The 20,683-nt window shown below is 69.6% G+C and carries 21 protein-coding genes; 4 read left to right on the top strand and 17 right to left on the bottom strand.

Translation table 11 applies throughout. The features are described 5' to 3' along the window. Nucleotides 1-108 precede the first annotated feature (108 nt). Complete coding sequence (locus NNL39_RS08055) at nt 109-1,314, top strand: MFS transporter (RefSeq protein WP_255158694.1); 1,206 nt, start codon at nt 109-111, stop codon at nt 1,312-1,314. 12 nt (nt 1,315-1,326) lie between these two features. Here the strand turns inward: NNL39_RS08055 and NNL39_RS08050 are convergent, their stop codons facing one another. The 12 genes from NNL39_RS08050 to NNL39_RS07995 all read right to left on the bottom strand — a co-directional run bounded on the left by NNL39_RS08050 (nt 1,327) and on the right by NNL39_RS07995 (nt 13,775). Further along, a complete protein-coding gene (locus NNL39_RS08050; protein WP_255158693.1) occupies nt 1,327-2,496 on the bottom strand; it encodes a thiolase family protein in 1,170 nt (389 codons plus the stop codon). Further along, nucleotides 2,496-3,191 carry a 3-oxoacid CoA-transferase subunit B gene (locus tag NNL39_RS08045; RefSeq protein WP_255158691.1) on the bottom strand — a complete coding sequence of 232 codons (696 nt, stop codon included), beginning with the start codon at nt 3,189-3,191 and terminating at the stop codon, nt 2,496-2,498. Before NNL39_RS08045 ends, NNL39_RS08050 begins: the two co-directional genes overlap by 1 nt. Further along, nucleotides 3,188-3,952 carry a 3-oxoacid CoA-transferase subunit A gene (locus NNL39_RS08040; protein ID WP_255158689.1) on the bottom strand — a complete coding sequence of 255 codons (765 nt, stop codon included), beginning with the start codon at nt 3,950-3,952 and terminating at the stop codon, nt 3,188-3,190. Before NNL39_RS08040 ends, NNL39_RS08045 begins: the two co-directional genes overlap by 4 nt. A 76-nt stretch (nt 3,953-4,028) precedes the next feature. Continuing rightward, nucleotides 4,029-5,531 (bottom strand): aldehyde dehydrogenase family protein, encoded by a 1,503-nt coding sequence (locus NNL39_RS08035; protein WP_255158687.1) that lies wholly within the window; start codon nt 5,529-5,531, stop codon nt 4,029-4,031. Beyond that, on the bottom strand, nt 5,528-6,172 hold the full coding sequence (locus tag NNL39_RS08030) for an HD domain-containing protein (RefSeq protein WP_255158685.1): 645 nt from the start codon (nt 6,170-6,172) through the stop codon (nt 5,528-5,530). Before NNL39_RS08030 ends, NNL39_RS08035 begins: the two co-directional genes overlap by 4 nt. Before the next feature lie 14 nt (nt 6,173-6,186). Then, nucleotides 6,187-7,458: an NAD(P)/FAD-dependent oxidoreductase gene (locus NNL39_RS08025; protein WP_255158683.1), complete on the bottom strand. Its 1,272-nt coding sequence runs from the start codon at nt 7,456-7,458 to the stop codon at nt 6,187-6,189. Nucleotide 7,459: 1 nt separating this feature from the next. Further along, on the bottom strand, nt 7,460-7,780 hold the full coding sequence (locus tag NNL39_RS08020; RefSeq protein ID WP_255158681.1) for a 2Fe-2S iron-sulfur cluster-binding protein: 321 nt from the start codon (nt 7,778-7,780) through the stop codon (nt 7,460-7,462). A gap of 35 nt (nt 7,781-7,815) precedes the next feature. Beyond that, complete coding sequence (locus NNL39_RS08015) at nt 7,816-8,559, bottom strand: SDR family NAD(P)-dependent oxidoreductase (RefSeq protein ID WP_255158680.1); 744 nt, start codon at nt 8,557-8,559, stop codon at nt 7,816-7,818. A gap of 12 nt (nt 8,560-8,571) precedes the next feature. Next, complete coding sequence (locus NNL39_RS08010; protein WP_255158678.1) at nt 8,572-10,425, bottom strand: PEP-utilizing enzyme; 1,854 nt, start codon at nt 10,423-10,425, stop codon at nt 8,572-8,574. A gap of 43 nt (nt 10,426-10,468) precedes the next feature. Next, a complete protein-coding gene (locus NNL39_RS08005; RefSeq protein ID WP_255158676.1) occupies nt 10,469-11,542 on the bottom strand; it encodes a PEP/pyruvate-binding domain-containing protein in 1,074 nt (357 codons plus the stop codon). Between the two features lies 1 nt (nt 11,543). Next, a complete protein-coding gene (locus NNL39_RS08000; protein WP_255158674.1) occupies nt 11,544-12,869 on the bottom strand; it encodes a cytochrome P450 in 1,326 nt (441 codons plus the stop codon). 102 nt (nt 12,870-12,971) lie between these two features. Beyond that, nucleotides 12,972-13,775 (bottom strand): IclR family transcriptional regulator, encoded by an 804-nt coding sequence (locus NNL39_RS07995; RefSeq protein ID WP_255158672.1) that lies wholly within the window; start codon nt 13,773-13,775, stop codon nt 12,972-12,974. A gap of 95 nt (nt 13,776-13,870) precedes the next feature. Between NNL39_RS07995 and NNL39_RS07990 the strand changes: the two genes are divergently transcribed. After that, nucleotides 13,871-14,548: an HD domain-containing protein gene (locus NNL39_RS07990; protein WP_255158671.1), complete on the top strand. Its 678-nt coding sequence runs from the start codon at nt 13,871-13,873 to the stop codon at nt 14,546-14,548. A 19-nt stretch (nt 14,549-14,567) separates the two neighbouring features. Here NNL39_RS07990 and pcaC read toward each other — a convergent pair whose 3' ends face one another. Genes pcaC through pcaH form a run of 5 tightly spaced genes read right to left on the bottom strand, consistent with a single transcriptional unit; the run spans nt 14,568 to nt 18,524 of the window. Beyond that, the gene (gene pcaC, locus NNL39_RS07985; RefSeq protein ID WP_255158669.1) at nt 14,568-14,993 is read right to left on the bottom strand and encodes a 4-carboxymuconolactone decarboxylase; all 426 of its coding nucleotides are present in this window, start codon (nt 14,991-14,993) and stop codon (nt 14,568-14,570) included. Between the two features lies 1 nt (nt 14,994). Continuing rightward, nucleotides 14,995-15,780, bottom strand: a complete 786-nt coding sequence (locus NNL39_RS07980; protein ID WP_255158667.1) for an alpha/beta fold hydrolase — start codon at nt 15,778-15,780, stop codon at nt 14,995-14,997. Beyond that, nucleotides 15,777-17,111, bottom strand: a complete 1,335-nt coding sequence (locus NNL39_RS07975; protein WP_255158665.1) for a lyase family protein — start codon at nt 17,109-17,111, stop codon at nt 15,777-15,779. The genes NNL39_RS07980 and NNL39_RS07975 overlap by 4 nt, the downstream gene beginning before the upstream one ends. Nucleotides 17,112-17,142: 31 nt before the next feature. Next, a complete protein-coding gene (gene pcaG, locus NNL39_RS07970; RefSeq protein ID WP_255158664.1) occupies nt 17,143-17,706 on the bottom strand; it encodes a protocatechuate 3,4-dioxygenase subunit alpha in 564 nt (187 codons plus the stop codon). Continuing rightward, complete coding sequence (gene pcaH / locus NNL39_RS07965) at nt 17,706-18,524, bottom strand: protocatechuate 3,4-dioxygenase subunit beta (RefSeq protein WP_255158662.1); 819 nt, start codon at nt 18,522-18,524, stop codon at nt 17,706-17,708. Before pcaH ends, pcaG begins: the two co-directional genes overlap by 1 nt. A gap of 106 nt (nt 18,525-18,630) precedes the next feature. On the opposite strand from pcaH, the gene NNL39_RS07960 reads away from it, so the two are divergent. Both NNL39_RS07960 and NNL39_RS07955 read left to right on the top strand, forming a co-directional pair. Continuing rightward, a complete protein-coding gene (locus NNL39_RS07960; protein WP_255158661.1) occupies nt 18,631-19,383 on the top strand; it encodes an IclR family transcriptional regulator in 753 nt (250 codons plus the stop codon). Between the two features lie 111 nt (nt 19,384-19,494). Continuing rightward, nucleotides 19,495-20,682, top strand: a complete 1,188-nt coding sequence (locus tag NNL39_RS07955) for a 4-hydroxybenzoate 3-monooxygenase (RefSeq protein WP_255158660.1) — start codon at nt 19,495-19,497, stop codon at nt 20,680-20,682. The last annotated feature ends 1 nt before the right edge of the window (nt 20,683 follow it).

Below are 20,683 nucleotides of genomic sequence, written 5' to 3'. Positions count from 1 at the left end.
CGCCGACAGCAGCCGCGAGAACGCCGTGAATCGGGGCGAATCGGGCGCTCCGCATCCCGTCGCGCAGCCGCCGGAGGCGCCCACCGGACGCTCTAGGCTGGAGACCTTGTGAGTGGATACGTCGATCTTCTGAAGACGCCTGGCGTCGCGCGCATCATCGGCGCACAACTGACCGCGCGTATTCCCTCGGGCATGATCTCGCTCGCCTTCCTCATCCACATCGAGAAGATCTTCGACTCCTATGGCGCCGCCGGGCTCGTGCTCGCCGCGACGAGCGTCGGCCAGGCCATCGCCGGTCCGCTCACCAGCCGCTGGATGGGGCGCTTCGGCATGCGCCCCGTGCTCATCACGACGCTCGTCATCTGCAGCACCGGCATCGGCCTGATCGCCTTCGCGCTCATGCCCCTCTGGCTGTTCATGGTCATGGGCTTCATCGTCGGCATCTCGACGCCGCCCATCCAGCCCGCCGTGCGCACCATCTACCCGAAGATGGTCACCGGCAAGCAGCTCACCCCGCTGTTCTCGCTCGACGCCTCGGCGCAAGAGATCATCTGGGTGACCGGCCCCGTCATCACCGTGCTGCTCGCCACCCAGGTGTCGAGCGTTGCAGCCATCGCCGTCGCCGGGCTCTTCCTCGTCGGGGGCGGCATCTGGTTCATCGCGAGCCCCGAGGTCGGCAAGGTGCGCATTCCGCTGAGCCGGCGGCGCATCGGGGTGGTGCTCAAGAACCGGGCGGTGCTGCTCGCCACCGTGTGCGGGTTCCTGCTCATCGGCTCGGCCGCCTCGATCGAGGTCGGCGTCGTCGCGGTGTTCGGCGAGGGCGGCACCGAGGCGGGCATCCTGTTCGGCATCTGGGCGATCGCCTCGCTCGTCGGCGGCCTCTCGATGGGGCACCTGCCGATCGGGCCCTGGGCGCTCGCCCGCCGCTTCGGCATCGTCGTGGTCGGCATGGCCGCCGCGCCGTTCGCGCTCGAGTTCTGGTGGCTCGCCCTTGCGCTGACGATCGCCGGCATCGGCATCGCGCCCGTGCTCGCCGTCATGTTCGCGATCGTCTCGGCGAGCGTCAAGTTCAGTGAGACGGCCGAGGCCTACGGCTGGCTCGGTACCGGGCAGCTCATCGGTGCGGCGCTCGGCTCCGCCATCGCGGGCTTCCTCATCGACGGCATCGGGCCGATCGGCGGGTTCTACGCCGCCTTCGCGTTCGCCGCGATCGGGATGCTCGTGGCCGTGCTGTTCCGCAGCTGGCACCCCGACCTGCGCGGGCGTGACGCGAGCCCGCTGCCTGACACCGAGCCGGTGCAGACGATCAGCTGACCCTGCTGGGCACTACCGCTCGAGAACGACCGCGAGCCCCTGCCCGACACCGATGCACAGCGCCACGACCGCGACACCCCGCCCGCGACGCGCGAGCTCGTGCGCGGCGTGACCGATGATGCGACCCCCTGACGCCCCGAGCGGATGCCCGATCGCGAGCGCGCCGCCGTGAACGTTGACGCGCTCCGGGTCGAGGTCGGGCCAGAGCCGGATGCACGCGAGGCTCTGCGAGGCGAACGCCTCGTTGAGCTCGACCAGGTCGACGTCGGCCCAGGTGCGACCGGCCCGCGCGAGCGCGCGGTTCGCCGCCTCGACCGGAGCGACACCGAACATGTCCGGATCATTGCCGAACGCGGCTCGGCCGGCGATGCGCGCCAGCGGCTGCGCATCCACGGCGCCCTCGGCGCCGAGCAGCACGGCGGAGGCCCCATCGTTGATCGACGAGGCGTTGCCCGCGGTCACCGTGCCATCCTCGGCGAACAGCGCGGCGAGAGTGGCCAGTCGCTCGATCGTCGTATCGGGTCGGATTCCCTCATCACGCGCCAACTCGTGACCGGCGACCTGCACGATCTCGCCCTCGTACGCACCGCTCTCCCACGCCGCAGCCGCGAGCGCATGGCTGCGGAGCGCGAAGGCGTCCTGGTCGTCGCGCGAGATGCCGTAGACGCGTGCGAGCTTCTCGGCCGACTCGCCGTTCGAGATCGTCCACTCCGACGGCAGCGAGCGGTTGACCATGCGCCAGCCGATCGCGGTGTTCCACAGGGTGGGGTTGCCGATCGCCGGATACGGCCTCGCCGACTTCTCTAGAACGTAGGGCGCTCGGCTCATCGACTCGACGCCGCCCGCGAGGATCACCTCGGCGTCGCCCGACTCGATCGCGCGCGAGCCCTGGATGACGGCGTCGAGCGACGATCCGCACAGTCGATTGACGGTGGTTCCCGTGACGGTGGTGGGAAAGCCCGCGAGCAGAGCGCCGAACCTCGCGACGTTGCGGTTGTCCTCCCCCGCCTGATTCGCGTCGCCGAACACGACATCATCGATGCGCGCGGGGTCGAGGCCCGCGCGCTCGACGGTGGCGCGCATGACCGTCGCGGCGAGGTCGTCAGGGCGCACGTCGGCGAGGGCGCCGCCCGCGCGGCCGAACGGAGTGCGCACGGCGTCGTACACGAAGCTCGCAGTCATCAGAACTCCTCGTCGATGGCGGCCTGATCGACCAGGGTCAAGGCCAGGCCGGTCAGCTGGCGCAGCTCGTCGAGGGTTGTCGTGCCGAACACCTCGCGAACGGCGAACCCCTCCGGCGTCACATCGAACACGGCACGGTCGGTGTAGACCCGCGTCACGCATCCGACGCCGGTCAGCGGGTAGGTGCAGGTCGCGACGAGCTTCGACTCACCGCTCTTGGTCAGCAGGTCGGTCATGACGTAGACCTCCTTCGCGCCCATCGCGAGATCCATCGCGCCGCCGACGGCGGGAATCGCGTCGGGAGCGCCCGTTGACCAGTTCGCGAGGTCGCCGGTCTGCGACACCTGGAAGGCGCCCAGGATGCACAGGTCCAGATGGCCTCCGCGCATCATGCCAAACGAGTCGGCGTGGTGGAAGTACGCCGCCCCGGGCAGTTCGGTGACCGCGAGCTTGCCGGCGTTGATGAGGTCGGGATCGATCTCACCCGGTGCGGGCGCGGGGCCCATGCCGAGCATCCCGTTCTCGGTGTGCAGGATGATCTCGGTGCCGGCAGGCAGATGGTCGGCGACGAGCGTCGGTGCGCCGATGCCGAGGTTCACGTAGGCGCCATCGGGAATGTCGGCGGCGACGCGGCGGGCGAGCGCGTCACGACCGATGCGGTCGGTGCGGTCGGTGCCGTCGATTCGGTCGGTCATCGGTCTCCTCCCGCGCTCGGGGCTGCGGTCGCGCCCGCGAGCGGCTCGCCGTGCAGGTCGACGCCGCCGACGAAATCGCCGTTGTGGAGCCAGCGTCGGCCCCCGACCGCGACGACACGGTCGACGAAGATGCCCGGGGTGACGATCGCCTCGGGGTCGAGCGTGCCCAGCGGCACGACCTCATCGACCTGCACGATGGTCGTGCGCGCGGCCGTCGCCATGATGGGTCCGAAGTTGCGCGAGGTTTTGCGATAGACGACGTTGCCCCAGCGGTCGGCGCGCAGGCCGCTGATCAATGCGACATCAGCAGGGATGGGGTGCTCGAGCAGGTAGGTGCGGCCGTTGATCTCGCGATGCTCCTTGCCCTCGGCCAGCGGGGTTCCGACGGCGGTCGGCGAGTAGAAGGCGCCGATTCCGGCCCCGGCGGCACGAATGCGCTCGGCCAGATTGCCCTGCGGCACGAGCTCGAGCTCGAGGCGACCCTCGCGGTAGGCGCGGTCGAAGTGCCACGAATCGGTCTGACGCGGGAACGAGCAGATGATGCGGCTCACGCGGCCCTCGGCAATCAACCGAGCGAGGCCCGCATCGCCGCCACCGGCATTGTTGCTCACGATCGTGAGCCCGCTCGCGCCGACCTCGATGAGCGCGTCGATAAGCTCAATGGGCTGGCCGGCGCGACCGAAACCGCCCACCATCACCGTCGCTCCATCGGCGATACCCGCGACCGCCGCGATCGGGTCGCTCACTGTCTTGTCGATCAAGAATCCCCCTTAGTCCGCTCTACGAACGCGTGATTGTCGGGCGAACCCGGTGGTCGATCCGCCGCTCCGAGACTCCTCAGCGGCGTCGGTGCACCGACTGCGGCGTCAAGTAGGCCTCCAGACCCTCGACGCCGTACTCGACACCCATGCCCGAATCGTGTCGACCTCCGAAGGGAGCCGAGTGGTTGGAGGCGAAGAAGTTGATGCCGACCGACCCCGAGTCGACGCGGCGAGCGACCTCGAAGGCGCGCTGCTCGTCGGCGCCGAACACGATGCCGCCGAGGCCGAAGGGGGTGTCGTTGGCGACCTCGATCGCGTGCTCGACGTCGCGCACCGGAATGATCGTGATGACCGGCCCGAAGATCTCCTCCCGGGCGATCGTCATCTCCGGGGTCACCTCGGTGAACACCGAGGGCACGACGAAGGTGCCGACACCGACCGGGTTCGGCAGGTCGCCTCCGGCCACGACGCGCGCACCCTCCTCGATTCCCGACCGGATGTAGCCCCGCACTGTTGTCTCTTGCGCGGCCGTCGCCGTCGGCCCGAACACGGTGGCCGGATCAAGCGGGTCGCCGAGCGGGGAGTTCGCGATCGTCTCGGCAACCAGGTCGACCACGGCGGCCTCGTTCTCGGGCGTCACGAGGATGCGCGTCGAGATGTAGCAGGTCTGGCCCGTGTTGCGCATGCAGCTGCGAACGAGCACACGGCGAAGCTGGTCGAGGTCGGCGTCGGGAAGAACGATCGCCGACGACTTTCCGCCGAGCTCGAGGGTGACGGGCCGCAGCAGCTCGCCGCACGCGGCGGCGATGCGGCGGCCGACGGGCGTCGAACCGGTGAACGCAACCTTGTCGACACCCGGGTGGCGCACGAGGGCATCACCGGCCGCGGCGTTGCCGGTGATGAAGTTCACGACGCCCGCCGGTATGCCCGCGGCCGCGGCCGCGTCGACGAGAAAGCGCGTCGACAGCGGGGTCGGCGACGCCGGCTTCATGACGACGGTGCAGCCGGCCAGCAGCGCAGGCGCGAGCTTGATGACGACGAGGTTGATGGGAAAGTTCCACGGCGCGATGAGGGCGCAGACCCCGATGGGGTCACGGTTCACGACCGTCTCGTTGACGCCGTCGGGGAAGGGCCGGATGTCGTCGCGTTCGAGGTGCGGGGCCAGCCCCGCGAAGTGCCGCAGGATCGACGCCGCGTTCGCGGCCGCCTTCGAGGTCTCCGCCACAGGCGAGCCGTTCTCGAGGGTGTTCGTGAGGCCGAGCGGCACGGCGCGTGCCTCCACCTCATCGGCCATGCGGCGCAGCAACTCGGCGCGATGTGCGGGCGTGGTCGCCCGCCAGTCGGCGAGCGCGGAACGCGCGGCGCCGACGGCGGCATCCACATCGTGGCTGTCAGCGACCGGCACCGAGCCCCACTGCTCACCCGTCGCCGGGTCGGTGACCGGCGAGGTCGCCGTGCTGTGGGATGCCCGCCACGCGCCGCCGATGAACTGGTCGGTCACGTGACGGTAGGGCAGGCTCTCTGCCGCCGAGGCATGCGCGCGGCGCAGCGCCTCGACGTCGATCGTCACGACCGTCACGAGAGGAGCGCCGTCTTCAGCAGCGCTTCGGCTCGCGCGAGTTCGGCCTCGGCCATCTGCACGGCGGCCTCGGTGAGCAGTTCGGGGATGATCTCGGAACGCAGTCGGCGCGCGTACTCGGCCGGGCTCAACCCGAACCAGCCGGAGGCGAGCGCGATGCCGGTGGCCGTGAAGCGCCAGAGCCGGTCGGCGTCGCGCACGAGGCTGTCTTCGAGCGAGTGCGAGACCTGCCGCGTGTCGTGACCGTCGATGATGTCGGTCACGCGGCGGATGAACGCGTCGTCGTAGCCCAGCCCCGGGAGCACCTCGCGCGCGATATCGCAGCCGTGACGCTCGTGCTCGAACCGGATATCGGCCTTGCGCCAATCACCGGAGAAGCCCTCGGAGATGATCTTGGTCTCGTCGACGCGCGCCCACCCCGTGTCGTGCAGGAGCGTCGTGACCCGGACGACCAAGGCATCCGCCTCGGGGTAGGCATCGCACAGACGCTCGGCGTAGGCGACCGAGATCGGCAGGTGGATGTCGTTGGCGCGCGTGCGCGACTCCACGACGATCGCCCGCCAGAGCGGGTCGAGATCGTCGATGTCGGAGTGCGCCGTGATGGGCGAGGTGTCGACGGCGACCGCGGTGGGGAGGGGCATGACGGGCTCCTGGATCAGACGAGGGAGGGCGCGGTCGGTTCGACCACGGACTTCTTGAGGGGGGTGGACAGGTCGGCGGCCGCGTCGGCGGGAACGGTGGCACCGCGTCCGAGGGCGGAGCGCACGGCCATGAAGTCGAGCGGCTGGTTGATGCAGTCGGCCGCGATGAGCTCGCCGTCGCGGTAGTAGAGCACGGAGAACTTCTCCGACTCGGGGTCTCCGCGCAGCACGGTGGCGTCGTACCCGGTCGACAGACCAGCGATCTGCAGCTTGATGTCGGCCTGGTCTGACCAGAACCAGGGCACCGTGCGGTAATCCGCGGGCTGCCCCATCAGCGTTGCGGCGGCCACCTTGGCCTGCTCGAGCGCATTGTGCACGCTCTCGAGGCGCACCATGGGCATGCTGCCGCGCGCGTAGGGGTTCGGCATGATCGCGCAGTCCCCCGCCGCGACGATCGACGGGTCAGACGTGCGGCAGGCCGAGTCGACGACGATGCCGCCGTCGACCTGGAGTCCGAGCTGGGTCGCGAGGTCGATCCGGGGCACCACGCCGATGCCGACGAGCACGATATCGGCGGCGATCACCGTGCCGTCGTCGAGGCGCACCCCGGTCACCGCGTCGGTGCCGTCGAGGGAGGCGATGCGAGCATCCAGCACCACATCGATGCCGCGCCGGCGATGCGCGTCGAGATAGAACGCGCTCGTCTGCTCCGAAACGACCCGCCCGACGAGCCGGGGGGCGGCCTCGAGGACTGTGACGGCGACACCCCGCTTGCGCGCGGATGCGGCCACCTCAAGACCGATGAAGCCTCCGCCGATGACCACGAGCGACCGCGCTGTCGCCAACCGTGCGGCGATCGCCGCAGCGTCGTCTGCCGTGCGCAAGTAGTGCACGCCGGGCAGGTCGATACCGGGCAGGTCGAGCCGGCGGGGTTCGGCACCGGTCGTGAGCGCGAGGCGCGCGAAGGGGATGCGGCGGCCCGAACCGGTGACGGCCTCTCCGCCCCCGGTGGCATGCCGGTCGACCGCGGCGATCGTCTCGCCTGCCAGCACCTCGATGTGGTGCTGCGCGAACCACTCGGGAGTGCGAAAGACGAGGTCGTCACTCGTGATCTCGCCCGACAGATAGGCCTTCGAGAGCGGGGGGCGCTGATAGGGAGCGTGCGGTTCGTCGCCGACGAGCACGATGGGGCGGTCGTCGCCGAGCTCGCGCAGGGTCGCCGCGAGCTGCACGCCCGCTTGCGATGCCCCGATGATGAGCGTTGCATCTGCGATGCCGGTGGTCATGTCACACCTGCTCTCGGGGAGTGGTCACGCAGTAGGTGTTTCCGTCGACGAGCTTGATCTGGCACGACAGCCGCGAATTCGGCTCGCGGTCGACGGCCGTGCCGTCGAGCATCTCGTCTTCGATCTCGCTCATCTCACCCGCGATCGCAGCCGTCTCGTCCGAGACGAAGACATGGCACGTCGCGCACGACATGCTGCCGCCGCACTCACCGACGATGCCGGGCACGCCGTTCCGCAGTGCGGTCTCCATGATGGATGCCCCGGGTGCGCCCTCGACGGTCGTCTCGGTGCCGTCGAATGCGGTGTAGGTGACGGTGGTCACGTTTCCTCCTGGTGGTGTGGATGAGACAACGGCGACTAGAGATACTGGCGGCCGCCGTCGACGACGACGGTCTGACCGGTGACCGATCGACTGGCCTCATCGGCCAGGTACAGCACCGTGCCCACGATGTCGTCGGGCTGAATCGGGCGGCGCAACGCGCTGCGCTCGACACCGTAGGTCTCGGCGCCCTCGATGAGGCCGTGGCTCGCCTCGGTCAGGGTGAAGCCCGGGGCGACCGTGTTGGCGGTGATGCCGCGCGGGCCGAGCTCGGTCGCCATCACGCGGGTCAGACCGATCACGGCGGCCTTGCTCGCCACATAGTGGGCCCAGTGAGCCGAACCGCTCATGACGGTCGCCGACGAGATGTTGATGATGCGCGAGCCCTCGCCCAGGTGCGGCGAGCAGGCGCGCACGACCTGCCAAGGACCCTTGGCATTGACCGCCATCACGCGATCCCACTCGGCTTCGGCAATCTGCTCGAGGGGCGATCGCGTGAGCGTTGCGTAGATCGCGGCGTTGTTGATCACGACATCGATGCGCCCCGCGCCGAGCTCGGCGGCCGCAGCCGCGAGCGCGTCGGTCGAGGCGGCGTCCGTGACGTCGACACCGACGGCGAGGGCCCCCTCGAGGGCCGCCGCGACGCGGGTCGCGGCGGCCACATCGATGTCGGCGACGACCACGCGGTCACCCCGGGCCGCGAAGGCTTCGGCGAAGGCGCGGCCGAGGCCGCCCCCCGCGCCCGTCACGATCACCGTGCGGGCGTTCCGCGTGGTCGTCATCGTCAGCTCCCCCTAGTCCAGAATCGTGACGGTGCCGGTGTTGCCGTCGACGCGCAGCATCTGACCAGTGCGGATCTCGGTCGAGCCGGTTCCCGTTCCCGTGACCGCGGGCATCCCGTATTCGCGGCAGACGATGGCCGCGTGGCTCATCATTCCGCCGATGTCGGTCACGGTCGCGCGAATCTTGCCGAACACGGGCACCCAGCTCGGTGCCGTGACGGGAGCCACGAGGATCTCGCCCTCCTGCACATCGCTGAGCTGGCTCGCGCTCGAGATGACGCGAGCAGGACCCTCGGCGATGCCCGGCGACGCCGCCATGCCCTTGAGCGTGCCCTCGACCGCGTCGCCCTTGCCGAGCCAGTTCTGAATCTGCTCGGTCGTGATGCCCCAGAGCATGAGGGTGAAGGGCTCGGTGATGACCTCCGGCGGCGTGTTGAGGGCCGGCTGAGGCCGCGCGGTCTCGAGCGCGGCGACGATGCTGCGCCGACGCTCGACCTCGGCGGGCCAGTAGTCGGGCCCGATCGCCGGTGCGCCGACCATCCAGCCGTTGACGTAGTCGAACAGCACCTCGCGCACCTCGTCGCGGCGCAGGTAGAACATGTCGTTCGCCTGGGGCCAGAAACCCGCCTCGTGCAGCACGGCCGAGAGCTGACGCGTCTTGCGCCAGAACACGCCCATCGTCCAGTGCTCGATGTAGAAGTTGTGGTTCTCGACGTACGGGTACACCGTGCGAGCGAGTCCGATCTTGCCGCGGAAGGTCTCGAGCGCCTCGCCCTCGAGCAGCTCGGCGTACTCCTCGGTGATGCGATCGCGCTCGACGATCAGGTGCTGGATGTCGCGGTCGATGTCCTGACCGGAGTGGATTCGGTCGATGTAGCCCTTGATGAACGCCAGGGGCGTGGAGGGCACATCGCGCCAGTACTCGTCGTGGGCGTAGAAGCCGTTGCCGGTCGTGAAGTTGAACCACGGGTCTTGCGACTCGGTCCACTGCGCGAGCCACTCGGCACCGCCGCTGCGCGCGCCGATCGCCGCGAGGAGCGCCTCGGCGTCAGAGGTGTCGGCGAACAGGTCGGCAAGACCGTTCGCGACCGCGAGCTTCGCGAGCTTCTTCAACTCGTCGTCCGGCCGGAAGAGCTCCATGTCGACGCCCTGCACCATCGTCGCGATGGCCTGGTCGGAGATGCGGGGGAACACCTGCTTGCAGAACATGAAGAGGTCGAGGTAGGCGACGTAGCCGAGGTTGAGGAACTCGAAGTGGTACTGCCACGCGCGGTACGCGAGCGCGATGATGCGGTCGTAGTCGCCGAGCAGCTCAGTGCCGGGGCCCGTCCCCTTCCCGCTCAGCACGTCCTCGAGCGCGATCTTCTCGGGCAGCGCGGTGAACTCGATCGACTCCATCTCGTCGATGGTCGCGCGCAGCTTGACGTGCCAGTTCTTGAGCAGGCTCTCCCAGTTCTGGAAGTAGTGCCCGGCACGCTCCATGAACTGAGGCACGCGCGCCTCGATCTGCTCGGGAGCGACCGCGACGGGCGACATGTAGAGGTACCCGTTGTGAATGCGGTACTCGATGCCGTTCGCGGTCGGGATGAGCAGCTGGCGCGAGTTGTACTGGCCCAGGCAGCCGACAGCGAACTCGAAGCCGATCGTCTCGAAGGGCTTGGTGACGGCCGGCCAGTGCTGGCTGTCGCAGAACCAGAACTTCGCCTCCTCGACCGCACGTCGGTTGTCTTGGAAGACCAGGTTGTAGGCGTACAGGTCTTTCCAGCCTTCGGCTCCCGCGGGCGGGGCCTGGTTGTACGGGCTGGGGAACGACCCCGAGGCAGCGGAGTCGCCCTCACGGGAGGGGGCGGCAGTCGTCGTTGACATGCGAATCCTTTCAGCGGAACGGGTTGACGTCGAACGGTCGCGGTCAGCGACCGATCTGGGTGAGCAGGGAACGGGTGATGCTTTCGATGCCGAACCCCGACGTGGCCGTCGAGGGCTCGGTGGTCTTGATCGACCAGACGGTCTCGGGCCGCGACTGCAGGAGGAGGAGGTTCTCTCCCTCCGGCAGGCCGCGATCGATCGCCCACTCGATGTCTTGCGGGCAACCGAAGTGCTTCTCGGCACGCTTGGCGATCGCGGCGATAGCGGCGACGTCGGCATCGCTCAAGCACCGCACGGTGCGTCGCTCGGGCTCGACCTCGCGCTCGATGACGCTGCGCGACGCGGCGTCGGGCACCAGCTCGATGTGCTTGTCGCCGATGATCTCTTCCGACACCGTGCGCATGACCTTGTCGACCCGCAGGTTGTCGGGGGTGACAGTGCCGGAGACGACGAGCTCGCCGAGGCCCCACGAGGCGTCGATCACGATCGTCGACTTGTCGCCGTTCACCGGGTCGATCGTCATCGCGACGCCCGCGGTGCGGGCGTCGACCATCTTCTGCACGGCGACCGCCATGGAGAGGCCTTCGTTCGGGATGCCGTTCTTGAGCCGGTAGACGATCGCGCGCGAGGTGTAGAGCGAGGCCCAGCACTGACGCACGTGAGCGGCGACCTCGTCGCGGCCGAGGAGCCACAGGTAGGTGTCCTGCTGACCGGCGAAGCTCGCGTCGGGCAGATCCTCCGCCGTGGCCGACGAGCGCACGGCCACGGGAGTCTCGCCGGTGAATCGCGCCTGCAGCGCTTCGAAGGCCTCGGTGAAGGCGTCGTGGATCTCGACCGGCACCGGTCGGCTGATGATCTCCGAGCGGATCTGCTCCGACACGGCATCGATGCTGGCGGTGTCGTCGGCATCGATCGTGCCGAGCATCCGATGGATGTCGTCTGCGATGCCGGCCGCGTGGATGAAGGCGTCGAATGCGATCGTCGTGACGGCGAAACCGGGAGGGACCGGCAGCCCGGCTTCGGTCAAGGCGACGAGCGAGGCGCACTTGCCCCCGAGGAGCTCATGGGCGGCAGGCTCGCCGCCGTCGAAGAACTGGATGTATGCGGGCGCAGTCATGTCAGGCCTTCCAGGTGACGGGAACGGAGGTGGGAGCGCGGAACGAGAGGTTCTCGCCGAAGGTGATCTCTGCGCCTTCGACGAGGCGCAGCTGCGGCGCACGGGCGATCGTCTCTTCGAGCACGATCTTCGCCTGCAGCTTGGCGAGCTGGTTTCCCAAGCAGTAGTGGATGCCGAAGCCGAACGACAGGTGGCTGCGGGCGTCAGGGCGCGTGATGTCGAACTCGTCGGGGTTCTCGAACACGGCCTCGTCGCGGTTCGCGGACCCCATGACGAGCAGAATGTCGGCCCCCTTCGGCACGGCCACTCCGCCGATCTCAGCGTCAGCGAGCGCGCGCCGGCGCCAGGCAAGAATCGAGCCGCTGTAGCGCAAGACCTCGTCGATCGCTCCGGGAATGAGGGCCTGGTCGGCGACGATCCGGTCCCACTGATCGCGATGGCTCAAGAGCACGCGTGCGGAGTTGGCGATGAGCGTCGTCGTCGTCTCGTGTCCGGCGAAGAGCAGGCTGTAGCAGAGCGAGGCGATCTCGTGATCGCTGATCTCGGCGCCGCCCTCCTGGGCACGCACCAGGTCAGCGACGAGGCTGTCGCCGCCGTCGCGGTGCGCCTGCACGACCAGCTGGATGCACTCCTGCCAGTACTCCACGAGGTTGCGAGCGTGGGGCAACTGCTCGTCGTCGCTGAGATCGCCCCAGGTCATGGCTGCGCGCGAGTCTGACCAGCGCTTGTAGGTCGGCACCATCGACGGGTGGACGCCGAGCAGGGTGAGGATCGTGATGGTGGGGATGTCGTAGGCGACGTCGGTGAGGAAGTCACCGGTGGCGTCGCTCGAGGCGAGCATGGCGTCGAGGGCGAGACGGGTGTTCTCGCGAATCGTGGGCTCGAGCAGCTTGAAGCGGCGCGGCGTGAAGGCGCGCTGCGCGATGGCACGAATGCGCGTGTGCTCCGGGGGCACGCGGGCCGAGAGACCCGAGTACGCGGTGAAGCCGCCCTCGGTCATGATCTCGGTGGCACCGGCACTGCGCGGACGGATGGGGGCCTGGGCGTTCTCGCTCGAGAAGGTCTCCCAGTCGTCGAAGACGGCCTTGACGTCGGCGTAGCGCGTGACGACCCAGTAGCCGATGCGCTCGTCGAAGTGCACGGGAGCGTTCCGACGTAGGCGCTCGTAGGAAGGGAACGGGTCGGTCATGTCGAACGGCTGGTACCCGTAGTGGTTCTCGGCACCGTCGTGCGTGTCGGCACCGGAGCGATCGGCCGTGCCGAACTGCCCGTGGTCGACGGGGCACCCGCCGGTAGCGGCGGGTGCGGTGCTGGTCTCGATGGCCATGACGACTCCTTCGTGGTCTGGCAGCGCGAACGATGCGCTGGCTGTATTGAACGCACGGTCTGCACCACGCGACACTCAACCTTCCATTGAATGGAAGTGACCTTAGGGCCGGTCGACGACCGGGCGCACGCCGAGCTGGCGCAACGGGAAGGCTCCGACGCTCGCCTCGATTCGCCGCGCGATGCCGCGCATGGCGGGAAGATGGCGCTCGAGCACGTCAGCGTCGCCGCGCTCGGCGACGAGCCCCAGAGCCGCGCCGATACCTCCCCCGCGTTGGAAGACGGGAACGGCGATCGAGGCCGATCCCACCCGCACCTCCTCGATCGCGAGCGCGTATCCGCGTTCGGCGATGATCGCCAGTTCCTGGCGAAGCTGCCCGGGGTCGACGTGGGTATGCGGGGTGCGGCTCTCGAGCGGCTGCGCGAGCACGGCCTCGCGCAACCACGATTCCTCGAACGCCAGCAGCACCTTTCCCACCGCCGTCGCGTGCAGCGGCAGGCGCCCGCCGACCCGCGAGGCCTGCGGCACGCGGCGGGTGCCGTACACGCGGTCGATGTAGAGCACCTCCGTCTTGTCGCGAATCGCGATGTGCACGGTGTGCTGGGTCAGGCTGTACAGATCTTGCAGGAGCGGGCGGGCGATCTCACGCACCTGTCGCCCGGCATGCTGGCCGAGCTCCCAGAGCCGCAAGCCGATCTGATACCGGCCATGCGGGTCACGCTGCAGGGCCCCCCATTGCTCGAGCTCGCCGACGAGGCGGTGCGTCGTGCTGAGCGCCAGCCCGGTCTCGGCACTGATCTCGGTGAGGCTGCGAGGGGCCAGGCTCTTCTCGAAGACCGACAGGATGCTGAGCACCCGCCCGGTCACGCTCGAGGGCGGCGACTCGCTCTCAGGGTTCTTCGTCATGGGGCCTCCTCGCCACCGACACCGCGACCATCACCGACCTTCCGGTGAACGGAAGCATAGTTGTGCTGCCCGAGCAGTGGTGCGAGCGTTCGTTCATGAGCTCACCGACGAGCACGCGGTACGGTCGCGACGTTCGTGCCCACATTCCGAACGCGGTCGACGTGCCCGGCTATCTCACGCTCAGCGAGCGAGACAGTGCGATCTGGGAGCTCGCTCGCGGCCACCTGCGCGTGCGCAACAACGACACCCACACGCTCTACGCCTACGGCATCGCTCGGGCCCTGGTCGCCCTCGTACCCGACGCCGACGAATCCGTCGTCTTGCCGGCCATCCTGCTGCACGACACCGGCTGGTCGACCGTGGCCGACCACGAGATCCTCGAGGCGATCGCGCCGGGCGGCGGCCGACCCGACCTCGTGCGGCAGCACGAGATCGAGGGTGCTCGCATCGCCACCGAGGTGCTCGGCGAGCTGGGGCATCCACCCGAGATCATCGATCGGGTGGTCGCGATCATCGACGGGCACGACTCGCGCCACGAGGCCCTCTCGGTCGACGACGCGTGCGTCAAGGACGCCGACAAGCTGTGGCGGGTGACGCCGCACGGCATCGAGATCGTGTGCGGCTGGTTCGGTCTCACGCGCGACGAATCGCTGCGCATCACCTCGGCGCGCGTGCAGTCGAGCCTGTTCACCGACGAGGCGCGAGCCATGGGCCTCGCGCTCGCGGCGATCGCGTCGATCGATCTCGTGCCGCAGCGGCAGGGCCTGATCTAGAGAGGCCCGTCGGCCGCGATCACGCGCCGGCCGACTCCCCCTCATCGAGGATCGGGCGGGCGAGCGCGAACGCCGTGTTGGCCGCCGGAACGCCCGCGTAGATCGCGCTCTGCAGTATGACCTCGACGATCTCGTCGCGCGTCAGCCCGTTGCGCAGCGCCGCGCGCGCGTGCATCGCGAACTCCTCGTGGTGGCCGAGGGCGATGAGCGAGCTCAGCACAGCCACGGACCGCGACCGCCGGTCGAGCCCCGGCCGCGACCAGATGTCGCCCCAGGCGTAACGGGTGATCAGGTCTTGGAACGCCGCCGTGGTCGGGGTGGTGCGCTCGATGGCGGCATCGACGTGCGCGTCGGAGAGCACCTCGCGGCGCACGCGCATCCCCTGGGCATAGCGCTCGCCGTCCGTGAGTCCGTCTCCTGACGGGCGTGCGGGTGAGTCGGCCATCTCAGTCCTCTCGGGCAGCATCGGCGAAGAACCGGCGCAGAGCAGCGGCGGCCGCCTCCGCGTTCTCGGCAGGAGGCAGGTGTGCCACGCCGGGCACCATCGCCGAGCGACCGTCGACGACGCCGCGGGCGATCTCGACGGCCTTCGCCTCGGGGGCGACCGTATCGTGTTCTCCCCAGAGCGCGAGCACGGGCATCCGCACCTCGCCGAGTCGTTCGCGCACGTCGTACCCGGCGAGCGCTTCGCAGCAGCGCGCGTAGCTCTCGTCATCGGCGTCTTGCAGCGCATGCAGCAGTCGCCCCGACAACTCGGGCTCGCGCTCCATCGCCCCGGGAGCGAACCAGCGCTGCGCCGAGGGGATGATGAGCACCGAGGTTGACTGCGCGCGCACGGTCGCGGCGCGCTCGTGCCAGGCGGCGGGATCGCCCAGCTGGGCTCCCGAGGCGACGATCGCCGTCGCCGCGACGACGGCGGGATGCCGCAGCGCGAGCTCGAGGCCGGTCGCGCCCCCGAGCGACACCCCTGCGTACAGGATGCGGGCTTCGCCCCGCTCGGCGACGGTAGCCGCGACGGCATCGGCCAGCTCGCCGACGGTGAACGGCTCGGCGGCCGGCGGCGCGTCGCCGTGCCCCGGCAGATCCCACGCGCACACCCGGTAGCGCTCGCGCAGGAGCGGCACGGTCGACTCCCACAGAATCGTGGAGGTGCCCAGCGACGGGCCCAGCACGAGAAGAGGCGCCTGGGCGGGTCCCTCGATCGCGGTGAGATGAATCTTCGGTACCGTCATGACCCCTCCCCGAGGGTGGTCGCGCGATCGACGAGGGTGCCGGCGAGCCCGAGGTAGGCGGCGGGATCGAGAAGCGCCGCGATGTCGTGCCCGGCAAGGCCGGGCTCTGCGTGCAGCACGCGCTCGAGGTCGTCGACACTGGTGGCCGCGGCCACGATGCTGCGCGCGCGATCGATCCCGATGATCGGGCCCAGAACGATCGCGAGGCGTTCCGTCACCAGCAGGCCCGCCGACTGGTCGAGGTTGCGCGCGACCGCGGCGAGGTCGACAGCAAGCCCTGCAGTGAGTCGACTCGCCGTTCCGGCGGCGCCGAGCGCGAGCCGCAGCAGCTCGCGCACCGTGGGCCACTCGGCGTGCCAGGCACCGTCGGGGCGCTCGTCGACAGCGAGAGCCGCCGCGAGATGCAGGGTGGCTCCGAGCTGGGGGGCCCGCAGGGCCGCCGACCGGATCAGCACCGAGGCGGCAGGGTTGCGCTTGTGGGGCATGGCCGAGGACCCCCCGGGAGCCGATTCGACGAGCTCGCCGATCTCGGTGCGCGCGAGGGTCGCCACATCGCCAGCGATCACGCCCAGGCTGTCGATGGTCTGCACGAGCGCATCGCCGAGCTCGGTCACGGGCCAGCGCACGGTATGCCAGGGGTGCTCGGGCACCGCGAGATCGAGCTCGTTCGCGAAGGCCGCCACGAGGCGCTCGACGACCTGTTCGGCTTCGGCACCGTGTGCGACGCGCGCGTGCTCGACGAAGGCCGACAGCGTGCCCGCGGCACCGCCGAGTTGCGCGGGCAGGTGCGCGAGGGCGTGCTCGAGGCGACGTCGCGCACGCCGAACGCCCACGAGCCAGGTTGCCGCCCGCAGACCAACGGTGGTGGGCACCGCATGCTGACCGAGCGTGCGCGCGACCGCGACCTCATCGCGGTGCCGCACCGCGAGCGCGACCAGCGAGGCGTCCACCTCGCCGAGGTGCTGCACGATCGTGTGGCCGACCCCTCTCGCCAGCAGCATCACCGCCGAGTCGAGAACGTCTTGACTGGTCGCTCCGCGGTGGACCCAGGCGCGGTCGCTCTCGGGGACGCGGGACCGCAGGCGACCGACGAGCGGGATCACCGGGTTGCCGCCGTCAACGGCCGCCGTCGCCAGTTCGGCGAGGTCGATGCCGTGGCCGAGGGCGAGGAGGCCGGGGCCCGACCACCCGAGCTGGGTCGAGACGCGCTCGGCCAACTCGGCCGGGGCATCCCCCACCACCGCCCACGCCCGCGTCAACGCGATCTCGACGGCAACGAGGGCGCCGAGGACGGCGTCATCGCCGACCGCGTCGGCAGTGCCCACGGTCACGGGCGAGAGCAGACCCCGGTCGACCGACCCGTCAGTAGGCAAGGAACACGGTCTCCTTCTCGCCCTGCAGCCGGATGTCGAAATGGAGGGCACCCTCGGGCGTGCGCGTTGCGATGAGCGTAGCGCGCTCGTCGGCCGACAGAGCGGAGAGCAGCGGATCAGCGTCGAGCGCGGCCGCGTCGTCCGGCAGGTACGCCCGGGTGTGCAGCTTGTTCGGCAGCCCGCGAGCGTAGACGACGATGGCGAAGAAGGGCGCCTTGCCGGCCTCGGCGCCCGGCTCCCGGGTCCAGAACTCGTACCGGCCCTCGTCGCTCGTGAACGCGCGCCCGAACCCGGTGAACGTGTGGCCATCGCGTTTGCAGGCGCCGCGAACGCGGGGAATCGAACCGTCGGAGTCAGCCTGCCAGAGCTCGATGAGCGCATCGGGAATCGCCGCCCCAGCTCCATCGGTGACCGTGCCACCCAGAACGAGCGAGTCCGGCGAGTGCGGGAAGACGACCTGGTTCATCGCGGGGTACTGCAATCCGAAGGCGAAGAAGGGGCCGACGGTCTGGCCCGGGGTGGGCTCGAGGGTGCGGGGCGGGACGGTGGTCATCAGTGGCCTTCCTCGGGCTCGAACCAGGTGGCATCGGGGCCGTCGACGACGATGTCGAAGCGGTATCCCATCGAGAACTCGGGGCTCGTCAGGTCATGGTCGTAGACCCCGATGAGTCGATCACGGTCTTTCTGCGTGCGGATCGAGTTATAGATCGGATCGAGCGCGAAGAGCGGGTCGCCGGGGAAGTACATCTGCGTGATGATCCGCTGGGTGAACGACGAGCCGAAGATCGAGAAGTGGATGTGCGCGGGCCGCCAGGCGTTGACATGGTTGCGCCACGGGTAGGGCCCGGGCTTGATCGTGACGAAACGGTACCGGCCGTCGTCGTCGGTGATGGTGCGGCCGGCTCCGGTGAAGTTCGGGTCGAGCGGCGCGGGGTGCTGGTCGCGCTGGTGGATGTAGCGCCCCGCGGCATTGGCCTGCCAGATCTCGATGAGCTGGTTGCGCAGCGGGCGTCCCCACGAGTCGAGCAGTCGGCCCTCGACAGTCATGCGCTCGCCGAGGGGCTCGCCCGTGTGCTGCAGCGTGAGGTCGGTCTCGATCGCGGCGACATCGCGCTGCCCGAACGCGGGCGAGAAGAGCTCGATGGTCTCGGGGTCGACGAGCCGCGGGTTCTTCGTGGGGTGCCGCAGAATGCTCGAGCGATAGGCGGGGAAGTCGTAGAGCGTCGTCGGCAGCGACTCGCCCGCCGCGACGCGCCTCTCGGCCTCGGCGTGAGCGGCCACGATCTCGGCGGTGATCGCCGACTGGGTTGCCTGGTCGGGCGCTGCGAGCAGTGACTCAGGCGCGGCGGCGGGCGGCGGGGTGATCGTCATGGGTGCTCCTCGACAGCGGGGTGGCGGTGCCGGTCATTCTTGCGGCCGCCGCGATCGCGGCGCCCGAGGCTTCCCACTGAATGGGAATGAATGTCATGCTCGGGTCATGGCGAACTCCTCCACCGGCGACTCGGTGACCGACCGTCTCGTTCGCGTGCTCGAGACCTTCACCCCGGCGCGCACGGTGCAGACCGCCGCCGAGATCGGGCGGCGGTCGGGGCTTCCTCGCTCGACGGCGCACCGCATCGTCGGTGAGCTCGTCGACGCGGGGCTTCTCGAACGAGACGACGATCGCCGCATCCGCATCGGCATGCGCCTCTGGGAGCTCGCGACGCGGTCGTCTCAAGCGCTCCGCCTTCGGCAGGCCGCGATGCCCGCGATGGAGCGCGTGCAGGCACGCATCCGCGAACACACCCAGCTCGCTGTGCTCGAGCAGGACGAAGCGCTCTTTCTCGAGCGCCTGAGCGGGCCGGAGTCGGGCTCGAACGTCACCCGCGTTGCCGGCCGCCTGCCGCTGCACGCCTCGTCATCCGGCCTCGTGCTGCTCGCCTACGGCGGGCATGAGCTGCAAGAACGAATACTGGCCAGCCCGCTCACCCGGCTGACGACCGAGACCATTGCCGATGCCGGCGAACTGCGGCGCAAGCTCGCCGAAGTGCGCGCGCTCGGCCACGCGATCGCCCGCGGATCCATCGAAGCCGTGTCGACCGGGGTCGCCGTGCCCGTGCGAGACGAGACGGGCACCGTCGTCGCCGCACTCTCCGTCGTGATCCGCCGCGATGCACCCACTGTGCCGGCCCTCGCCGAGCTGCATCGCGGCCGCACGGAGATCGAGCGCGCGCTCGGCGTGCGCTCCTGAGCGCGTCGGCGAGCGAGACTAATCCCGTTCATCGGGACTCTTTCGCACTCGGAGCGGTTGCCCGCCACACAATGAGGGCGCCGCATCCCGCACCCCGTCGAAGGAGACCTCATGACCACCACCGTGCGCACGCCCGTCGCCATCGTCGGAGCCGGCCCGGCCGGCCTCATGCTCGCCCACCTGCTCGACGAGGCGGGCATCGACTCGGTGATCGTCGACCTGCGCACGCGCGGTGAGATCGAGAGCACCATCCGCGCCGGCATCCTCGAGCAGGGCACGGTCGAACTGCTCGACACGATCGGCGAGCACAGCCGAGCGCGCACCGTCGGGCGGCGCCATGACGGCATCGAGCTGCGCTTCGAGGGCGAAGGCCACCGCATCGACTTCCCGAGCCTCACCGGCCGCAGCGCCTGGCTCTACCCGCAGCACGAAGTGCTGAAAGATCTCATCGCCGCGCGCCTCGCCGCCGGGCAGGACCTGCGCTTCGGGGTGACCGTCGACCGCATCGACGACTCGAATCCCGATCGCCCGCGAGTGCTCGCGGCCGATGCCGATGGGCAGGAGCTCGTCATCGAGGCCGACTTCGTCGTCGGCGCCGACGGTTCCCGCAGTGTCGTGCGCCCCACCGTCACGGGCTCGAGCCAGGGCGGGTACTTCCGCGAGTACCCCTTCGCCTGGTTCGGCATTCTCTGCGAAGCACCACCGAGCTCGGAGGAGCTCATCTATAGCAACTCGCCCGACGGCTTCGCGCTCATCAGCCAGCGCAGCGAGACGGTGCAGCGCATGTACTTCCAGTGCGACCCCGCGCTCGACCCCGACTCGCTCTCAGAGGCCGAGATCTGGGAGAACATGCAGAAGCGCGTGCCCGGCACCCGCCTGATCGAAGGCCCGATCTTCCAGCGCGATGTGCTGCGATTCCGCAGCTTCGTGGCACACGCCATGCGCCGCGGCCGCGTCGCCATCATCGGGGATGCCGCTCACACGGTGCCGCCCACCGGCGCGAAGGGCATGAACCTGGCGATCGCGGATGTCGCCCTCCTGCACGTCGCGCTGCGTGCGCTCCTTCTCGAGAACGACGCGCGCCTCATCGACTCCTTCGAAGAGCGGGCGATGCAGCGCATCTGGAAGGCGCAGCACTTCTCGTGGTGGCTCACCACCATGCTGCACGTGACCGACGACGCCTCAGACTTCGATCGGCGTCGACAGCTCGGCGAGCTGCGCTCGATCGTGGAGTCCACCGCGGGCCAGACCTATGTGGCCGAGGGCTACACCGGCTGGCCGCTCGCCGCAGAGTCCTGAC

The organism is Microcella humidisoli, from assembly GCF_024362325.1.
Taxonomy (GTDB): domain Bacteria; phylum Actinomycetota; class Actinomycetes; order Actinomycetales; family Microbacteriaceae; genus Microcella; species Microcella humidisoli.
The sequence above is the reverse complement of the archived record's forward strand: the minus strand, read 5'-3'. Positions and strand labels throughout refer to the sequence as shown.

Coding starts and splice junctions, on each gene's coding strand:
- NNL39_RS08010 (WP_255158678.1), bottom strand. CDS start 10,425: ATGTCAACGACGACTGCCGCCCCCTCCCGTGAGGGCGACTCCGCTGCC.
- pcaG (WP_255158664.1), bottom strand. CDS start 17,706: ATGACCACCGTCCCGCCCCGCACCCTCGAGCCCACCCCGGGCCAGACC.
- NNL39_RS08005 (WP_255158676.1), bottom strand. CDS start 11,542: ATGACTGCGCCCGCATACATCCAGTTCTTCGACGGCGGCGAGCCTGCC.
- NNL39_RS08050 (WP_255158693.1), bottom strand. CDS start 2,496: ATGACTGCGAGCTTCGTGTACGACGCCGTGCGCACTCCGTTCGGCCGC.
- NNL39_RS08015 (WP_255158680.1), bottom strand. CDS start 8,559: ATGACGACCACGCGGAACGCCCGCACGGTGATCGTGACGGGCGCGGGG.
- NNL39_RS08000 (WP_255158674.1), bottom strand. CDS start 12,869: ATGGCCATCGAGACCAGCACCGCACCCGCCGCTACCGGCGGGTGCCCC.
- NNL39_RS07990 (WP_255158671.1), top strand. CDS start 13,871: ATGAGCTCACCGACGAGCACGCGGTACGGTCGCGACGTTCGTGCCCAC.
- NNL39_RS07995 (WP_255158672.1), bottom strand. CDS start 13,775: ATGACGAAGAACCCTGAGAGCGAGTCGCCGCCCTCGAGCGTGACCGGG.
- NNL39_RS07955 (WP_255158660.1), top strand. CDS start 19,495: ATGACCACCACCGTGCGCACGCCCGTCGCCATCGTCGGAGCCGGCCCG.
- NNL39_RS08030 (WP_255158685.1), bottom strand. CDS start 6,172: ATGCCCCTCCCCACCGCGGTCGCCGTCGACACCTCGCCCATCACGGCG.
- pcaH (WP_255158662.1), bottom strand. CDS start 18,524: ATGACGATCACCCCGCCGCCCGCCGCCGCGCCTGAGTCACTGCTCGCA.
- NNL39_RS08045 (WP_255158691.1), bottom strand. CDS start 3,191: ATGACCGACCGAATCGACGGCACCGACCGCACCGACCGCATCGGTCGT.
- NNL39_RS07960 (WP_255158661.1), top strand. CDS start 18,631: ATGGCGAACTCCTCCACCGGCGACTCGGTGACCGACCGTCTCGTTCGC.
- NNL39_RS07980 (WP_255158667.1), bottom strand. CDS start 15,780: ATGACGGTACCGAAGATTCATCTCACCGCGATCGAGGGACCCGCCCAG.
- NNL39_RS08025 (WP_255158683.1), bottom strand. CDS start 7,458: ATGACCACCGGCATCGCAGATGCAACGCTCATCATCGGGGCATCGCAA.
- pcaC (WP_255158669.1), bottom strand. CDS start 14,993: ATGGCCGACTCACCCGCACGCCCGTCAGGAGACGGACTCACGGACGGC.